Origin of the sequence: Aeromonas sp. CA23, from assembly GCF_002587065.1 — a bacterium.
Taxonomy (GTDB): Bacteria; Pseudomonadota; Gammaproteobacteria; order Enterobacterales; family Aeromonadaceae; genus Aeromonas; species Aeromonas bestiarum.
The window spans coordinates 596685-611479 of record NZ_CP023818.1; the positions used below are offsets into that span (position 1 = coordinate 596685).

14 protein-coding genes are annotated in these 14795 nt (G+C 60.0%); 5 read left to right on the forward strand and 9 right to left on the reverse strand.

Annotated features, from left to right (window positions below):
- Position 1: 1 nt before the first annotated feature.
- Both CK910_RS02775 and CK910_RS02780 read right to left on the reverse strand, forming a co-directional pair.
- Entirely contained in the window at positions 2-1054 is a 1053-nt protein-coding gene (locus CK910_RS02775) for an amino acid permease (RefSeq protein ID WP_253852810.1), read from the reverse strand.
- 746 nt (positions 1055-1800) lie between these two features.
- Positions 1801-2640: a sensor domain-containing diguanylate cyclase gene (locus CK910_RS02780; protein WP_098980936.1), complete on the reverse strand. Its 840-nt coding sequence runs from the start codon at positions 2638-2640 to the stop codon at positions 1801-1803.
- Positions 2641-3010: 370 nt separating this feature from the next.
- On the opposite strand from CK910_RS02780, the gene CK910_RS02785 reads away from it, so the two are divergent.
- The 3 genes from CK910_RS02785 to CK910_RS02795 all read left to right on the forward strand — a co-directional run bounded on the left by CK910_RS02785 (position 3011) and on the right by CK910_RS02795 (position 4777).
- Positions 3011-3328 carry a DUF6968 family protein gene (locus CK910_RS02785; protein ID WP_059169200.1) on the forward strand — a complete coding sequence of 106 codons (318 nt, stop codon included), beginning with the start codon at positions 3011-3013 and terminating at the stop codon, positions 3326-3328.
- A 150-nt stretch (positions 3329-3478) separates the two neighbouring features.
- Positions 3479-3907, forward strand: a complete 429-nt coding sequence (locus CK910_RS02790; RefSeq protein WP_098980937.1) for a GNAT family N-acetyltransferase — start codon at positions 3479-3481, stop codon at positions 3905-3907.
- A 267-nt stretch (positions 3908-4174) separates the two neighbouring features.
- Entirely contained in the window at positions 4175-4777 is a 603-nt protein-coding gene (locus CK910_RS02795; RefSeq protein WP_098980938.1) for a DUF642 domain-containing protein, read from the forward strand.
- A 100-nt stretch (positions 4778-4877) separates the two neighbouring features.
- Here the strand turns inward: CK910_RS02795 and CK910_RS02800 are convergent, their stop codons facing one another.
- On the reverse strand, positions 4878-5459 hold the full coding sequence (locus CK910_RS02800) for a penicillin-binding protein activator LpoB (RefSeq protein WP_098980939.1): 582 nt from the start codon (positions 5457-5459) through the stop codon (positions 4878-4880).
- 219 nt (positions 5460-5678) lie between these two features.
- On the opposite strand from CK910_RS02800, the gene CK910_RS02805 reads away from it, so the two are divergent.
- On the forward strand, positions 5679-6338 hold the full coding sequence (locus tag CK910_RS02805) for a Vat family streptogramin A O-acetyltransferase (protein WP_441296866.1): 660 nt from the start codon (positions 5679-5681) through the stop codon (positions 6336-6338).
- Between the two features lie 152 nt (positions 6339-6490).
- Complete coding sequence (locus CK910_RS02810; protein WP_098980941.1) at positions 6491-7294, forward strand: AadA family aminoglycoside 3''-O-nucleotidyltransferase; 804 nt, start codon at positions 6491-6493, stop codon at positions 7292-7294.
- 629 nt (positions 7295-7923) lie between these two features.
- On the opposite strand, the gene thiH is transcribed toward CK910_RS02810, so the two are convergent.
- The 6 genes from thiH to thiC are packed head-to-tail and all read right to left on the reverse strand — an operon-like array spanning position 7924 to position 14567.
- Complete coding sequence (gene thiH, locus CK910_RS02815) at positions 7924-9141, reverse strand: 2-iminoacetate synthase ThiH (RefSeq protein ID WP_098984968.1); 1218 nt, start codon at positions 9139-9141, stop codon at positions 7924-7926.
- A gap of 29 nt (positions 9142-9170) precedes the next feature.
- On the reverse strand, positions 9171-9938 hold the full coding sequence (locus CK910_RS02820) for a thiazole synthase (protein ID WP_098980942.1): 768 nt from the start codon (positions 9936-9938) through the stop codon (positions 9171-9173).
- 1 nt (position 9939) lies between these two features.
- Positions 9940-10152, reverse strand: coding sequence for a sulfur carrier protein ThiS (gene thiS / locus CK910_RS02825; RefSeq protein WP_098980943.1), 213 nt, complete (start codon positions 10150-10152; stop codon positions 9940-9942).
- Positions 10149-10922: a HesA/MoeB/ThiF family protein gene (locus CK910_RS02830; RefSeq protein WP_098980944.1), complete on the reverse strand. Its 774-nt coding sequence runs from the start codon at positions 10920-10922 to the stop codon at positions 10149-10151. Before CK910_RS02830 ends, thiS begins: the two co-directional genes overlap by 4 nt.
- Positions 10912-12534 carry a thiamine phosphate synthase gene (gene thiE / locus CK910_RS02835; protein WP_098980945.1) on the reverse strand — a complete coding sequence of 541 codons (1623 nt, stop codon included), beginning with the start codon at positions 12532-12534 and terminating at the stop codon, positions 10912-10914. The genes CK910_RS02830 and thiE overlap by 11 nt, the downstream gene beginning before the upstream one ends.
- Positions 12531-14567, reverse strand: a complete 2037-nt coding sequence (gene thiC / locus CK910_RS02840; protein ID WP_098980946.1) for a phosphomethylpyrimidine synthase ThiC — start codon at positions 14565-14567, stop codon at positions 12531-12533. The genes thiE and thiC overlap by 4 nt, the downstream gene beginning before the upstream one ends.
- Positions 14568-14795 lie beyond the last annotated feature (228 nt).

Sequence of the window (14795 nt, forward strand, 5' to 3'; positions counted from 1 at the left end):
GTCAGAGCAGATCGTAGATGAGGGCCGAGATGGCGAGCAGCCCCACCACCATCACGAACAGTGTGCTGGGGCCGCGATAGCGCGCGAGCGCCGGCAGGCGATAGATGGAGCAGGCCGGCAGCAGGAACAGGATCACAGCGATCAGCGGTCCGCTCACCTTCTCTATGATGTCCAGCACATTGGGGTTCAGATAGGTGATGATCCCGGTCACGACAAACAGGATGACAGACGAGACCCGGGCTATGGTGGTCTCCCTGAGGGAGAGCCCCAACCCCTGACAGGCGCCGCTCACCATGCTCACCGTCCCCTCGCTCACCCCCATGGAGGTGCCGAGGAAGGATTTGGACATGGCCAGAATGGCGATGAGCGGACCCACGTAGGCGATCAGCGGATTGGAAAACTTGTTCGCCAGCGCCGACAGCACGGAAATATTGTCGGTGCGGGCCAACGCCATTTCCGCCTGACTCAGGCTCATCACGCAGCTGATGACAAAAAACAGCACGCTGCCGCAGATCAGCAGGCTGCTGCACTTGATGATGCGCTTGCTGCGCACGTCGGCGCTCACATGGCAGCGCTTCTTCTGGGCGGCGGTAAAGGAGGAGATGATGGGGGCATGACTGAACGAGAACACCATCACGGGCACTATCAGCCAGAGGGATTTCCAGAAGGCGGGATCGCGCCACTCCACCACCTGACTCTCGGTGAAATAGGAGAGGCTCCACTGGGGCAGCAGATAAATGGAGATGCCGAGCAGGAAGGCGACCATGGGCAACGCCAGCACGCTGATGGCCGACACCACCACCTGTTTGCCGGTCAGCAGGATCAGATGCAGACCCAGCATCACAGCCAGCACCAGCCAGCCACGGCTCAGCACGGCGCCCCCCAGCTGATGCACCATGAAGCTCTCAATGGCATTGGTGATGGAGATGCTGTAGACCAGAATGATGGGGTAGAAGGCCATCAGATAGACCAGCATCAGCAGCTTGCCCGCCTTGGCACCAAAGTGCTCCTCCACCACATGGGTAATATCCCCTTCCCGATGGGAGCTGGACAATACCAGGCGACTCAGCGCTCGGTGGGAATAATAAGAGAGCGGGAATGCCATCAATAATATAAACAGCAAAATAACCGGCGAATTACTGCCTACGGTAATAGGGAGAAAGAGTGTACCGGCACCGACTGCAGTGGCATACAAGCCCATGGTCCATATCGAATCACTTTTCTCCCATTTCAACTTTGAAGCTGGGGTCTTCTTTTCAGCAATAGCAATACTCATTGCGATATACACCTTATTTGTCTGTCATCTTTGTTATTTTATTAGCCCGTGTAATAGGCGGGTGATATGTCTGTGCACATCACCAGATTGTAGAAAAAGCAAACCCGCCAGCGGTCAATAAGACAGCCAATATGAAACGGGAATGTCACGCTACCATCGTTGAAATCGCCATAAAGGTCAAGGTTAATAATTCATGACTGTTTGAATAGAATTGTTTCAAAAGACAATGAGATGTATCATTTTGGTCTCAATATGACCAGTTCATTCCCGGCTGATAACATAAGACAAAACCTCTGCGCGTTGTCCAACAACATGAATAAAATCAGCAATCAGGCCGATAATATTAGCACCATCAAGCCGGGAATATCAGCGGAATAAGCGAGTCATATTTCGACCCAATTGACATCGGTGTCATTGATGGATTTTACCGATATAAATCAACTTGTTTCATGCAACAAGTACAGTCCCCGTCATCAGGTTGCCGGGCAATGAGCAACCCGGTTGCGCCCCGCCCGCTTGGCCCGCTACAACCACTCATCGGCACGCGCCAATGCCAGGTTGATCTCTTCCCCCTGCGTCACCAGAGTCGTGCCCAGACTGACGGTGAAGGCCACTGGATCAGGCGCCAGTGCCTCCACGGCAGCACGGATCCGCTCCGCTATCATGCACAGCTCTGACTCACCCAGCCTTGGCAACAGGATCAGGAATTCTTCGCCACCACTGCGCACAAACAGGTCTTCGCTCCGCAACTGGGCCGCCACGCACTTGCAGAAACGCTGCAACGCCCTGTCACCCTGCTGATGGCCGAAGCGATCGTTGATCTGCTTGAAGTGATCTATATCCAGCATGATGAGGCCACTGCACTCGGGGTTCACCCTTTGCTGCTGGCAGTGTTCAAAGAAGAAGCGGCGGTTGTAGAGGCCGGTGAGCTGGTCGGTCTCGCTCTGCAGCTTGAGCCGCTGCTGCTGCTCGTACTGGCGGGTGATGCTGCGGGTCACCCAGGCCACCGCCCGCTTGCCATCGTAACGAGATGGCAGCGGGGCTATCTTGCCCTCGAACCTCTGCTCTCCCTGCGGCCCCACCGAGGAATCGATCCCCACCACCTCCACCGCCGCCAGGCCGTATTCCACCACCTGCACCTGGCCCGAGCTCAGGGCCAGGGCAACTTGCTCCATCACCCACTGCGCCATGTCGGCGGGCAGCACATCGGCCAGCCGCTTGCCCGCCAGCGGATTGCCATCCTGATAGGATTGCTGCTCCATGCCGCCAATGTATTCGATGTAGTAACCATCCTCGCTCAGGATGAAGACAGGATCAGGCAGCTGGGCCATCACTTCGTATAGTTGTTTGACCGAGAGAGCCATACCATCTCCTTGATCCGATTGCCGAGAGGCGGCGCCAGACTTGCCACCTGATCCCGATTATCGTCCCCAGGCTGGCTCTGGGCCAATAACGGATCCTGTCATTGATAGATATTAATCAATACATTCAAGAAAATAAGATACGCAGTCAGCTTGGGTCGGATGAAAAACAGGCAACAAGCCAGACTCGTCGGCTGCGGCACGTGGATATTCAAGCCACTTCACAGGCCGTGCGTGCGCAGATTGTTTCCCGCCCTCGCTTCCATTAGGCTGGCCTTCCTGAGTCTGTCTTTGCTGTCTGCCCAGACTCACCATTTCATGCTCATCGCCTTGGCGAAACAGGATTGTGGGCAAGCGGAGAAAGGATATCCAGATGAAGAAGAGCATAGTGACCGCCAAGTTCGAGGCCGTGAGCATCGAAGGCGAACAAGTGACCCTGAAAATAGCGATCAAGGCGCCGGAGCCGGACCCCAAATCCGCCAGTGGCGACTGGCGCTGCAAGGTGAAGCTGGAGGGGCTGAGCGACAAGACCTTCATCTATGGCGTCGATGCCCTGCAGGCCCTGAGCCTGGCCCTGAAATTCGTCGAAAATGAGCTGCGTGCCTTCTCCGACGCCGGCTGGCAATTCTACCTCCCCGGTTGCCCCGATCAGCCCGTGGATATCGCCGCCTGCTATTTCCCCGAGATTTGACGAACCCCCGGTAGCAACGCCTTTATCTATCTGCTCATCGAAACAGGTCACAGGGCAATGGCGGATGTCCGGTTCCGTGGTCAGAGGGCTTGACTAGCTTGAGTCCAAGCCATTATTTATTGAGGCTATTTTCATGGACCTGGAGCCAATATGCGACTGACCCCACCCCTACCGCCGCAGGATGAGGAGCTCGATGCCCTGCGGATCGGCCTGTCTGGCTACAACACGGACAAGGCGGGCACACACCTGCGCGAGCGGATCGCCAGCTTTATCAAGGATGAACAGGGCAAGGTGCTGGGCGGCATCCTCGCCGATATCAAGTGGGGCTGGCTGCACGTGGACTGGCTCTGGATCGACGAGCGCATCCGCCAGGATGGCTGGGGCGCCCGCCTGCTCGGCGCCATGGAGCAATATGCCCGCGACCAGGGCATCACCCACTTTCATCTGGAAACCACCAGCTTCCAGGCGCTGCCCTTCTACCAGAAACAGGGCTACACCGTCTTTGGCGAACTGCCGGATATGCCGCCGGGGCATATCACCTATTTTCTTAAGAAGATGGGGCAGGCCTGCTCTACTTAAAAATAGACCTGCGAATAGAACATTTTTCAATCTAAACTTAATAATGCCGCATGATAAATGCGGCCTTTCCACATATAAGCCCCGCCCCTTTTGTTAGGAGGTCAGCAGCAATAAACTTGGCGCTCATACGAACTTATAAAATACATTTTTATTGAAGGCCATAAATTTACTTTCTTCATACCTCATCCTTCCGTCAAGCCCCACATGGATATATCTTATAAATATCCCCCATCATAAGATTGACTTTTAAAATGGAGGTTTTTATTTATGAAAAATATTGCATTAATACTCAGTATTCTTTTTAGCTATGTTATTCATGCCAACGAATGCGACAGCCTGATAGTCAACGGCAGTTTCGAAAGTTCGCCTGCCAGACCCTCTATTTGGGAAACTTTTCCTGGAAATGATGAAACCAGCCTCCCTGGCTGGAAAACGTTGGGTGAGGGCGTTGAGTGGTCTTCTCACGTATCCGCCTCAGGTGGCAGCAAGCTCTACACACCGGATGGCGACTATATGATTGACCTCAACAATTATTATTCAAAAAATGGTGGGGGTATCGAACAATCATTCCCAACCAAGGTTGGAGCAAAGTACTTGGTCACATTTCACGCTGGCACACAAAAGAACTATAACCGGGATGGGACTGCCAAACTAAACGTCATTATTGGCGATGAACACTATATATATAATCTGAAGACAGAGCGTAGCGATGCTATTGACTGGACTTATTTCTCATTTTCTTTCGTGGCAGGCCAACCCAGTACAACCATAAAGTTCACAACGGATACCAACTCATTGGAACACTTTACCGTCATTGATGATGTCAATATTGTTCCGCTTAACAAGCCTCGCGCCATTCTCGTCAACTGAGATACCCTAGCATTCAAATATAAGGGCGGCAAAGTGCCCATAGGACAGGGAATGCAGGAGCAATAACATTCGGTTGCTCCTGCAACCCTCTTTGTCATGTTTAGTGGCTGGCGGAGCGGCTGCCGTTCCAGAGCAGCTCGCCACTGCGCAGCTCCATCAGGCTCATGGTGAGCCGATAGCGACTCCCCTCGGACACCAGATCCCCATAGAGCATGTAACCGGCCCCTGTCTGGCGGCCGAGCCGCACCAGGGATGCCGGGTTCATGCCCCCCTGCTGATACTCGAGCTGCCCCGTGATGGCGGCCACCTGACCGGGATCGACGAAACGAAAACCGCTTTTGGACTGGATCCGCTTGCTCATGGCCGCCGCCATGGTGCGAGTATCGATCTCGTCATTGGTACCGTCTCGGGGCGGGGTGAGCAGCAGCACGGGATTGCCGCTCTTCACCAGCTCCCGCACCTCGGGGGCCTGCACGAAGGCATCCGCCATGGCCAGCGCCAGCCCGGTCGGGGCCACCGGCTTGGGCAGGGGCGCCCCGGTATCCGGCTTGGTAACAGGTTTGTCCGGCTGGCTCACTGGCTGGTCCGGTTCACTGACCGGGGCCTGAGTGCCACCGTAGGGATTGACCGCACAGCCGCCCAGCAGCAGGGCGCTCAGCATGAGCAGGTGACGCATCTTCATCTTGTTCTCTCCGCCAAAAGTCCGTAGGACGGACTTTGCCAAAAGCCCGTGGCGGAGCCCTTGCCCCGCATCGGCTCCATGCTAGAGACAAACCCGTCCCGGGTCGATACGCCAGATGACACGGGACGACAGAGCCTGGCCAACCCGCACCCGGCCAGTGCTGCACCACAAAAAGGTGGCAGACCCTCATCAACTTCCTTTAGGGTACTGTGCTGACAGATTCGAAAGGAGAGCACCTTGCACGGACCCGACCCCGCCAATCCCCACCCCATGAAGGGCTTCCCCCAGGTGTGCTTTATCAAGAACACCATCAAGGGGCCCAATATCGAAGTGGGCGATTACAGCTATTACGACGACCCGGAAGACTCGGCAGGCTTTGAGCGCAACGTCCTCTATCACTTCCCCTTCATCGGCGACAAACTGGTCATCGGCAAGTTCTGCGCCATCGCCCACGGGGTCAAGTTCATCATGAACGGTGCCAACCACCAGACCTCCGGCTTTTCCACCTACCCCTTCTTTATCTTCGGCAACGGCTGGGAAAGCGCAGCCCCCGCTCCGGGCACGCTCCCCTACAAGGGGGATACAGTGATCGGCAACGATGTCTGGATAGGCTATGACGCGCTGATCATGCCGGGCGTCAAGATCGGCAACGGCGCCATTATCGCCGCCCGCGCCGTCGTCACCGGCGACGTGCCCGACTACGCCATCGTCGGCGGCAACCCCGCCAAGGTGATCCGCTACCGCTTCGACGACGACACCATCACCCGCCTCAACACCCTCGCCTGGTGGAATTGGCCGGTGGAGCAGATCAGCCGGAATTTGCCGTTGATCAGCGGCGGAGATATTGCGGTGTTGGAGAAAGTGGATCATGGGTATTAATTCGGGTAATTATGTAGTGACAGGCTCTAGCCGTCATACTATTTTGTCCACTCATAAGGCAGCATCAGCTTATGCCCCGGACGACAAGACCTCAAGCAAAACCAGCCCGCAGCGCACTGGCCCACAATTTATAATGGGTAATTTGAGAATTTATGAATAACTCACTTCCTGACGAGATATCACTGCAACTATCGCAAGCCATCAACATAATTGAGCATCATATGGGTTCTATGTTGCTGGCTGTGCATTTATACGGCTCTGCAATTGATGGTGGCCTAAAACCATACAGTGATATTGATCTGCTGGTTACAGTTACTGCACCGCTTAATGAACACGTGCGGCAAGCTATGTTTACCGACCTCCTGAAGACCTCTGCGTTTCCAGGCCACAACAAGGTGTTGCGCGCTCTGGAGGTTACCGTCATCGTACACAGCGATATAGTCCCTTGGCGTTATCCAGCCAGACGGGAACTCCAATTTGGGGAATGGCTTCGCCAAGATATTCTTGCGGGTTCTATAATGCCTGCCACAACCGATGCTGATTTAGCCATCCTGCTGACACAGGCAAGACAACACAGCATTGCCTTGGTAGGCCCGGTAGCTGAATTTTTCTTCAAACCAGTTCCGGGCAGAGATCTGCTCAAAGCGCTGGCCCACACACTGACACTATGGAATTCTCAGCCAGATTGGGCCGGTGATGAGCGAAATGTTGTGCTTACGTTGTGTCGCATCTGGTACAGCGCAGCAACTGGCAAGATAGCGCCAAAAGATATTGCAGCTAACTGGGTAATGGAACACTCGCCAGCTCAATATCAGCCCGTTTTGCTTAACGCCCGACAAGCTTATCTTGGAGAAGAAAAAGATGGCTTGGCTGCACTACCGGATCAGGTTGCAGCCTTTATTTATTTTGCTAAGGATAAAGCGATAGAATTACTTGGAGCTAATACTGGCGTCTGACAATTTATTAACCCAGTACCGTAGGGTGCAATAAAAAGTGAATTGCGCCTGAAATTATCAGCCACAACAAAAGCGGTGCAATGTGCTCCACTTATTGCACCCTCCGACTGTCCGTCCCCTCTTATTCGCTGAGGCTAGCCTGCTTGTCCAGGCCACGAGACAGGATGTCGAGCGAGTGGCGCCAGGCCATGGACCAAATCGGGAAACAGGATGTTCGAAGTGGGCTTTGGCCGAGGCCATGAATGGCGAAGGCCAAAGGCCCGTCGCCGCGTGCCCTTGGGCAAGCGGGTGAACCGAAGGAACCCGACGCAGTCGGGCGAATAAGCGGGAAGAAGACCTTTGGTGCATATTTTGAAAAGAGCGGGTCTTTCCAAAGTCACTCGCCCAAGCCCGAAGGGCGGGCGAAACCCCTTCGAGGCCGCAGCCTCGCGTCCTGCACGGCAAAGCCGTGCCACTCAACCAACCGCAGGCGAAAGACGTTCGATTAAGCACCCCAAGGATCGTGGAACGCGCCAATTTCCCCACTCGCTCGTCTGATTACGCTTCGCTAATCAAACCTACGACGGCACGGCGACGCCGTGCCATCAAGCTTGCCTCAGGCAGCGGAATCCAGCCGCCATGCCGGGCGGCTACCGGCCAAGGAAAGGTTCCCAGTCCTTAAACACCGGCTGCAACCCAGCCTGCCTGACGGCAGCGGCGACCTCACCCAGCGGGCGAGCATCGTGGATGGCGAACTGCTCAAGCTCCTCCTTGTCTCCTTCCGCATAGCCACCCGGCTGGGTGCGTGATTCCGCCGACATCTGGGTGATGCCGAGGCGCAGGGCGCCGTTGCGAAACACAGGGGATTCCCGGGTGGAGAGCGACAACTCCAGGGTCGGCGAGAAGAGGCGCCAGGCACAGATCAGTTGCACCAGCTGCCTGTCCGACATCACCACCTCGGGCTGCAGGCCGCCGGTGCAGGGGCGCAGACGCGGGAAGGAGAGCGAATAGCGGCTCTGCCAGTGGTGGCGCTCGAGCCAGCTCAGGTGCTCGGCCACGAAATAGCTGTCGACGCGCCAATCAGATGAGAGGCCGATCAGCGCCCCCAGCCCTATCTTGTCGATGCCGGCCCGGCCCAGCCGCTCCGGGGTGGCGAGCCGCCACTCTATATCCTGCTTGTTGCCACGCAGGTGATGGCGGGCGTAACTGGGGGCGTGATAGGTCTCCTGATAGACCATGACGGCATCCAGACCCAGGGTTTTGAGCTCGGCGTAATCCGCTTGCGACAGTGGCTGCACCTCCATCGCCAACGCGCTGAAATGGCGGCGGATCTGCGGCAGCTGCTCACGAAAATAGGCCATGCCCACCTTGCTCTCGTGCTCGCCTGTCACCAGCAGCACGCTGTCGAAGCCGCGCGCCTTGATGGCCAGACATTCCCGCTCAATTTCCTCTGCATCAAGCGTCTTGCGCTTGAGGCGATTGCTCATGGAGAAGCCGCAGTAGGAGCAGTCGTTGGCACACAGGTTCGACAGATAGAGGGGCACGTAGAAGCCCACCGTATTGCCGAAACGCTGGCGGGTGAGGCGCTCGGCCTCAGCCGCCATCTTCGGCAAAAACGCCTCGGCGGCTGGCGAGATCAGCGCCATAAAGTCGACCAGGGTGCGGCGCGGATTGGCCAGCGCCAGCTCCACATCCCGGGTCGTCTTGGCGCGGATCTGCATGCCGATATCGTCCCACTCCAGCTCGCGCCAACGGTCGACAAAGCTTGCTTCCTTTGTCTCAGCCGCGGCCCTCACCCCCAACCCCTCTCCCACAGGGAGAGGGGAGCGGATCCCATCCATCTCGGGAATTGGGACGAGAGAGGCCATCGCCACCGAGTCTTGCCCTGTGCTCAGGCTCATAAGGCCTCCAGAAAATCAGTGAGCGGGCTGGAGGCGCTGGCTTGCAAGCCGCGCGCGCCGAGGCCCGCCTCATAGGCGCTGCGGCCGGCCTCGCAGGCCAGCGCGAAGGCGCGCCCCATGGCGACCGGATCCCGGCTCACGGCGATGGCGGTGTTGACCAGCACGGCGTCGGCGCCCAGCTCAAAGGCGGCGGCGGCGTGGCTTGGCGCACCTATCCCCGCATCCACCACCACGGGCACCCGCGCCTGCTCGATGATGATGGCGAGGAAATCCCGGGTCACCAGCCCCTGATTGGAGCCTATGGGGGCGCCGAGCGGCATGACGGCGGCGCAGCCCACCTCTTCCAGCCGCTTGCAGAGCACGGGATCGGCCCCGCAGTAGGGCAGCACCACGAAACCCTCTTTCACCAGCTGCTCGGCGGCCTTGAGCGTCTCTATGGGATCGGGCAGCAGGTATTTGGGATCGGGGTGGATCTCCAGCTTCAACCAGTTAGTCCCGAGCGCCTCGCGGGCCAGATGGGCGGCAAACACCGCCTCGGCGGCCGTCTTGGCGCCCGAGGTGTTGGGCAGCAGCTTGACCCCGAGCTTGAGCAGCGGGGTGAGGATATCGTCATGGCGCTTGCCGGGGTCCAGGCGCTTGATGGCCATGGTCACCAGCCGGGAGCCGCTTGCTTCGATGGCGGCCGCCATCAGATCCGGGCGGGCAAACTTGCCTGTGCCGGTAAAGAGACGGGACGAAAATTCATGGTCGGCTATGGTCAGCATCTCAGCCTCCGGCGATGGCAGTGAAAAGGTGGATCTGGTCCCCGTCATTGAGTCGGGTGTCTGGCCAGCGGCTGCGGGGCAGCACGGCGCCGTTGAGGGCCACCGCCACCCCTTGCGGGGCTACCTCGCGGGCCGCCAGCAGCTCGGCCACGCTGATCTGGTTATCCGGGCTGGTCGTCAGCACCAGCTCGCTGTCGTTCAATCGGATCTTCATTGCGCATCCTCCATGGGCTGGGCAAGGGTGACGCTGCCGCACACAGGGCAGGCGGGATCGGGGGACAACCCCAGGGTCTGCCACTCGTGGGTCAGGGCATCGAAACGGCGCAATGTGCCCGCAACCGGGCTGGGTTTGCCCAGCAGCAGACGCAGGGCTTCCAGCGCCTGCAAGGCGCCCATCACGCCGACCAGCGGGCCTGCGACACCGCTGCTCTGGCAGCTCTCTTTGATTTCGGTATCCGCCGGGTAGAGGCAGGCGTAGCAGGCCTGTTCGGGAGCAGTTCGCACCATCAGCTGACCCTGCCAGCCGACGGCGGCGGCGGAGATCCAGGGCTTGTTATGAGCCACGCAGGCGGCGTTGATGGCGTGGCGACTGGCCAGGTTGTCGCAGCAGTCGACAACCAGATCCACCTCGGCCACGAAGGCCGGCAGGCTCTGCTCATCGAGCCGCTGGTTGATGGCGATCAGCTCCACATGGGGGTTGTGGGCAGCCAACCGCTCGCGGGCCAGCTCGGCCTTGGAGCGATTGACCGCCTCGGAATCGAACAGGATCTGGCGCGGCAGGTTGCTGGAATCCACAGTATCGCCGTCGGCAAGCCACAAGGTGCCCACCCCGGCCCCGGCCAGATAGAGCACCAGCGGTGAGCCGAGGCCGCCGAGGCCGATGATCAGCACGGATGCCTCTTTCAGCCTCGCCTGCCCCGCCTCGCCGATTTCGCTCAGCATCAGTTGCCTGCCGTAGCGCAGGTATTCAGCATCAGAGAGCATGATCGGCCTCCTGCTGCGTGATGGCCTGATGGGTAAGCGCAGAGCAGGGCTCATCCCCCGCCCCCACGGCCGCCAGCAGTCGGGCTGTGGCCCCCTGCCAGTCGTCGCTTGCCGTGATGGCAGAGACCAGGGCAATGCTGCCCACCCCGCTTGCCTGCACCTCAGCCACTCTATCCTCGCCGATGCCGCCGATGGCGACCGTCGGCCAGTCGCACATGAGTGCCCGATAGCGTTGCAGTCGCACCAGCCCCTGCGGGCGGGACGGCATCTGCTTGGTGTTGGTGGGGAAGATATGACCCAGCGCTATGTAGGAAGGGGCCAGCTCGCGGGCCCGCATCAGCTCGAAGTAGCCGTGGGTGGAGAGACCGAGGCGCAGGCCGGCGGCCTGGATGGCGGCGAGATCCGCCGTCTCCATGTCCTCCTGCCCCAGATGCACCCCGTAGGCACCGGCGGCTATGGCCTGCTGCCAATGGTCGTTGATGAAGAGCCGCGCACCAAAGCGGTGACCGAGCGCCACCGCCTCGGCTATCGCTGGCGCAACCTGGGCGGCGGGCAGGTTCTTGATGCGCAGCTGGATGGTCTTGACCCCCTGCCCCAGCAGGCGGCGCAGCCACTTGACCGAATCCACCACGGGATAGAGGCCGAGCCGATGCTCTGTCCGGGCGAAGGGGTCATCCGGCAGGCGAGCCTCGCTGGCGAGATAGAGACCAAAACGGCGATCCAGGCTCGACCCCGCCAGTACGGCGCGGGGGAAGTGTGCGAGGCTGGTCGGCCAGCCGAGATGGGCTATGGGGCCCGGGCCGGCCCCCACCCCTTGCGCCCCCGCCAAGCCTTGCTGCAGGTAGGCGCGCGCCAGCGTGATGGCGTCATCGACCGGGTGATCCTGCGCCACCACGGCGGCGATGGCGCTGGCGTAGCAGCAGCCGGTGCCGTGGCCGTGGCGGGTGTCGAGGCGTGGGGCCCCTAGCCAGAACTCGCGGTGCTCGTCCTGGTAGTAATCGAGGCAGAGCTCGTCGCTCCAGCCCAGATGCCCGCCCTTGACCAGCACGGCGCAGGCGCCGAGTTCACGCAGTCGCGCCGCCCCCGCTCGCACCAGCTCAGGGCTGCTGGCGGGAATGCCGGTCAGCGCCTCCAGCTCGGGGCCGTTGGGGGTGATGAGGGAGAGGCGCGGCAGCAGATGCTCACGCACCGCCGCCAGCATATTGGCTTCGGCCATGGGGGTGCCCGTGCTGGCAATCGCCACCGGGTCATAGACCACAAAAGGCGCCGCCAGAGTATCGAGCCGCCGGGCCAACACCTCCACATGGAGCCGGGTCGGCAGCAGGCCTATCTTGATGGCCGCCGGCGGCAGATCGACGCCGAGGGCGTCGATCTGGGCGCAGAAGGTCTGCATCAGCACGGGGTCAACCATCTTCACCGCCACCGAATTCTGGGCCGTGATGGCGGAGATGACGGAGCAGCCGTGTACACCCAGGCTGTGCAATGTGTGCAGGTCGGCCTGAATGCCGGCGCCCCCCCCCGAGTCGGAACCGGCTATGGTCCAGACCACAGGGCGCGAGTCCGTCACGGGCGACAGGTCGGCGGGGCTGACAGCCCCGCTTTCGCTGCTCACGCCTCCTCCCCTGCAGCCTGTTTCAGCGCCGCCGCCTGATGGTAGATCTCGCCGCCGGTCTCCTTGAAAGTCTCAGCCATACGGGCCATGCCGCTCTCAACCTGGGCCACCACCCGCTCCTGCTGGCCATCCATGCCCACCAGTTTCACCTCGACCGCTTCCAGGCTGGCCGCATAGTCGCGCACGTCCTGAGTGATCTTCATGGAGCAGAACTTGGGGCCGCACATGGAGCAGAAGTGCGCCACCTTGCCGGACTCCTGGGGCAGGGTCTCGTCGTGGTAGGCGCGGGCGGTCTCGGGATCCAGCGCCAGGTTGAACTGATCCTCCCAGCGGAACTCGAAGCGCGCCTTCGACATGGCGTTGTCGCGGATCTGGGCGCCCGGATGCCCCTTGGCGAGATCGGCGGCGTGGGCGGCGATCTTGTAGGTGATGAGACCCTGCTTCACGTCCTCCTTGTTCGGCAGCCCCAGGTGCTCCTTGGGGGTGACATAGCAGAGCATGGCGCAGCCATACCAGCCGATCATGGCGGCGCCTATGCCGGAGGTGAAGTGATCGTAACCGGGGGCTATGTCTGTGGTAAGCGGACCCAGCGTATAGAAAGGTGCCTCGTGGCAGTGCTCCAGCTGCTCCGTCATGTTGCGCTCTATCATGTGCATGGGCACATGGCCCGGCCCCTCGATCATCACCTGGACGTCGTACTCCCAGGCGATCTTGGTCAGCTCGCCCAGGGTGTGCAGCTCGGCGAATTGGGCCTCGTCGTTGGCGTCATAGACAGAGCCGGGACGCAGGCCGTCGCCGAGCGACAAGGCCACGTCATAGGCGGCGCACAGCTCGCAGATCTCGCGAAAATGCTGGTAGAGGAAGTTCTCCTTGTGGTGCGACAGGCACCACTTGGCCATGATGCTGCCACCGCGCGAGACGATGCCGGTGAGGCGCTTGGCGGTCATGGGCACGTAGCGCAGCAAGACGCCGGCATGGATGGTGAAGTAGTCCACCCCTTGCTCGGCCTGTTCGAGCAGGGTGTCGCGGAACAGCTCCCAGGTGAGGTCTTCGGCGATGCCGTTGGTCTTCTCCAGCGCCTGATAGATGGGCACGGTACCGATGGGGACCGGGCTGTTGCGCAGGATCCACTCGCGGGTCTCGTGGATGTTGCGACCGGTGGAGAGATCCATGACGGTGTCGGCGCCCCAGCGGGTGGACCAGACCAGCTTCTCCACCTCCTCTTCGATGCTGGAGCTGACCGCCGAGTTGCCTATGTTGGCGTTGATCTTCACCAGGAAGTTGCGGCCTATGATCATGGGCTCGGTTTCCGGGTGGTTGACGTTGTTGGGGATGATGGCGCGGCCGGCAGCCACCTCATCGCGCACGAACTCGGGGGTGATGTTCTCGGGCAGGCGGGCGCCGAAACCCTGACCCGGATGCTGGCGCAGCAGCAGCTCGGAGCGCACCCGCTCGCGGCCCATGTTCTCGCGGATGGCGATAAATTCCATCTCCGGGGTGACCAGCCCCTGGCGGGCATAGTGCAGCTGGGTCACCCGGCGGCCCGGCTTGGCGCGGCGGGGCTTGGGCAAGTTATCGAAACGCAGGTGATCCAGCCCCTCGTCGGCGAGGCGCTCCTGGGTGAAGGCGGAGCTGAGGCCATAGAGTTCCTCGGTATCCCCCCGCTCCAGCACCCAGCCTTGCCGCAGGCGCGGCAGACCGAGACGCACGTCGATGACCGCATGTTCATCGCCATAGGCACCCGAGGTGTCATAGACGGGGACGGGCTCGTTGGCTTCGAACTGCGGGTTCTCCTTGCTGCCGCCGACCAGGGTGTCGGCCAGGGTGATTTCACGCAGCCCCACCCGGATATCGGGGCGAGAACCTTCGATGAAGATGCGGCTGGAGTTGGGGTGGGCCATGCCCTTGAGGTTGTCAATAAAGCGCTGGGCGCTGGCGCGCTGCTCGCGACGACTGGGGGCTGGCTTGCGCTGTTCGGAAACAGCCTGCTCGGATACGGCCTGTTCAGTGGCGGATGATACGGAAGTAGACATAGCAAAACTCTCATTAACTGGTTGAAGTTATGGGTGTTTGCTTGTCTGGAGTTCGAGGAGAAGTGATGAACCTGTGGGTGAGCTGTGCCGCAAGAGGGAGCGAGCCCGGGATCTGTTTCTCCCTGCTCTGCTGTCCGGATCCCCCTTGTCAGGTGGGTCGTACGGCGCCCTCCTGGGCAGACCGGACGGGACAGACTCCCTCTTGTGCGCCCTGACTCATCGAGGAAT

Excerpts from the sequence above, each read along its gene's own strand:
- CK910_RS02780 (WP_098980936.1), bottom strand. The coding sequence starts at position 2,640 with ATGGCTCTCTCGGTCAAACAACTATACGAAGTGATGGCCCAGCTGCCT.
- CK910_RS02790 (WP_098980937.1), top strand. The coding sequence starts at position 3,479 with ATGCGACTGACCCCACCCCTACCGCCGCAGGATGAGGAGCTCGATGCC.
- thiH (WP_098984968.1), bottom strand. The coding sequence starts at position 9,141 with ATGGCCTCTCTCGTCCCAATTCCCGAGATGGATGGGATCCGCTCCCCT.
- CK910_RS02795 (WP_098980938.1), top strand. The coding sequence starts at position 4,175 with ATGAAAAATATTGCATTAATACTCAGTATTCTTTTTAGCTATGTTATT.
- CK910_RS02830 (WP_098980944.1), bottom strand. The coding sequence starts at position 10,922 with ATGCTCTCTGATGCTGAATACCTGCGCTACGGCAGGCAACTGATGCTG.
- CK910_RS02800 (WP_098980939.1), bottom strand. The coding sequence starts at position 5,459 with ATGAAGATGCGTCACCTGCTCATGCTGAGCGCCCTGCTGCTGGGCGGC.
- CK910_RS02820 (WP_098980942.1), bottom strand. The coding sequence starts at position 9,938 with ATGCTGACCATAGCCGACCATGAATTTTCGTCCCGTCTCTTTACCGGC.
- CK910_RS02785 (WP_059169200.1), top strand. The coding sequence starts at position 3,011 with ATGAAGAAGAGCATAGTGACCGCCAAGTTCGAGGCCGTGAGCATCGAA.
- CK910_RS02810 (WP_098980941.1), top strand. The coding sequence starts at position 6,491 with ATGAATAACTCACTTCCTGACGAGATATCACTGCAACTATCGCAAGCC.
- thiC (WP_098980946.1), bottom strand. The coding sequence starts at position 14,567 with ATGTCTACTTCCGTATCATCCGCCACTGAACAGGCCGTATCCGAGCAG.
- thiS (WP_098980943.1), bottom strand. The coding sequence starts at position 10,152 with ATGAAGATCCGATTGAACGACAGCGAGCTGGTGCTGACGACCAGCCCG.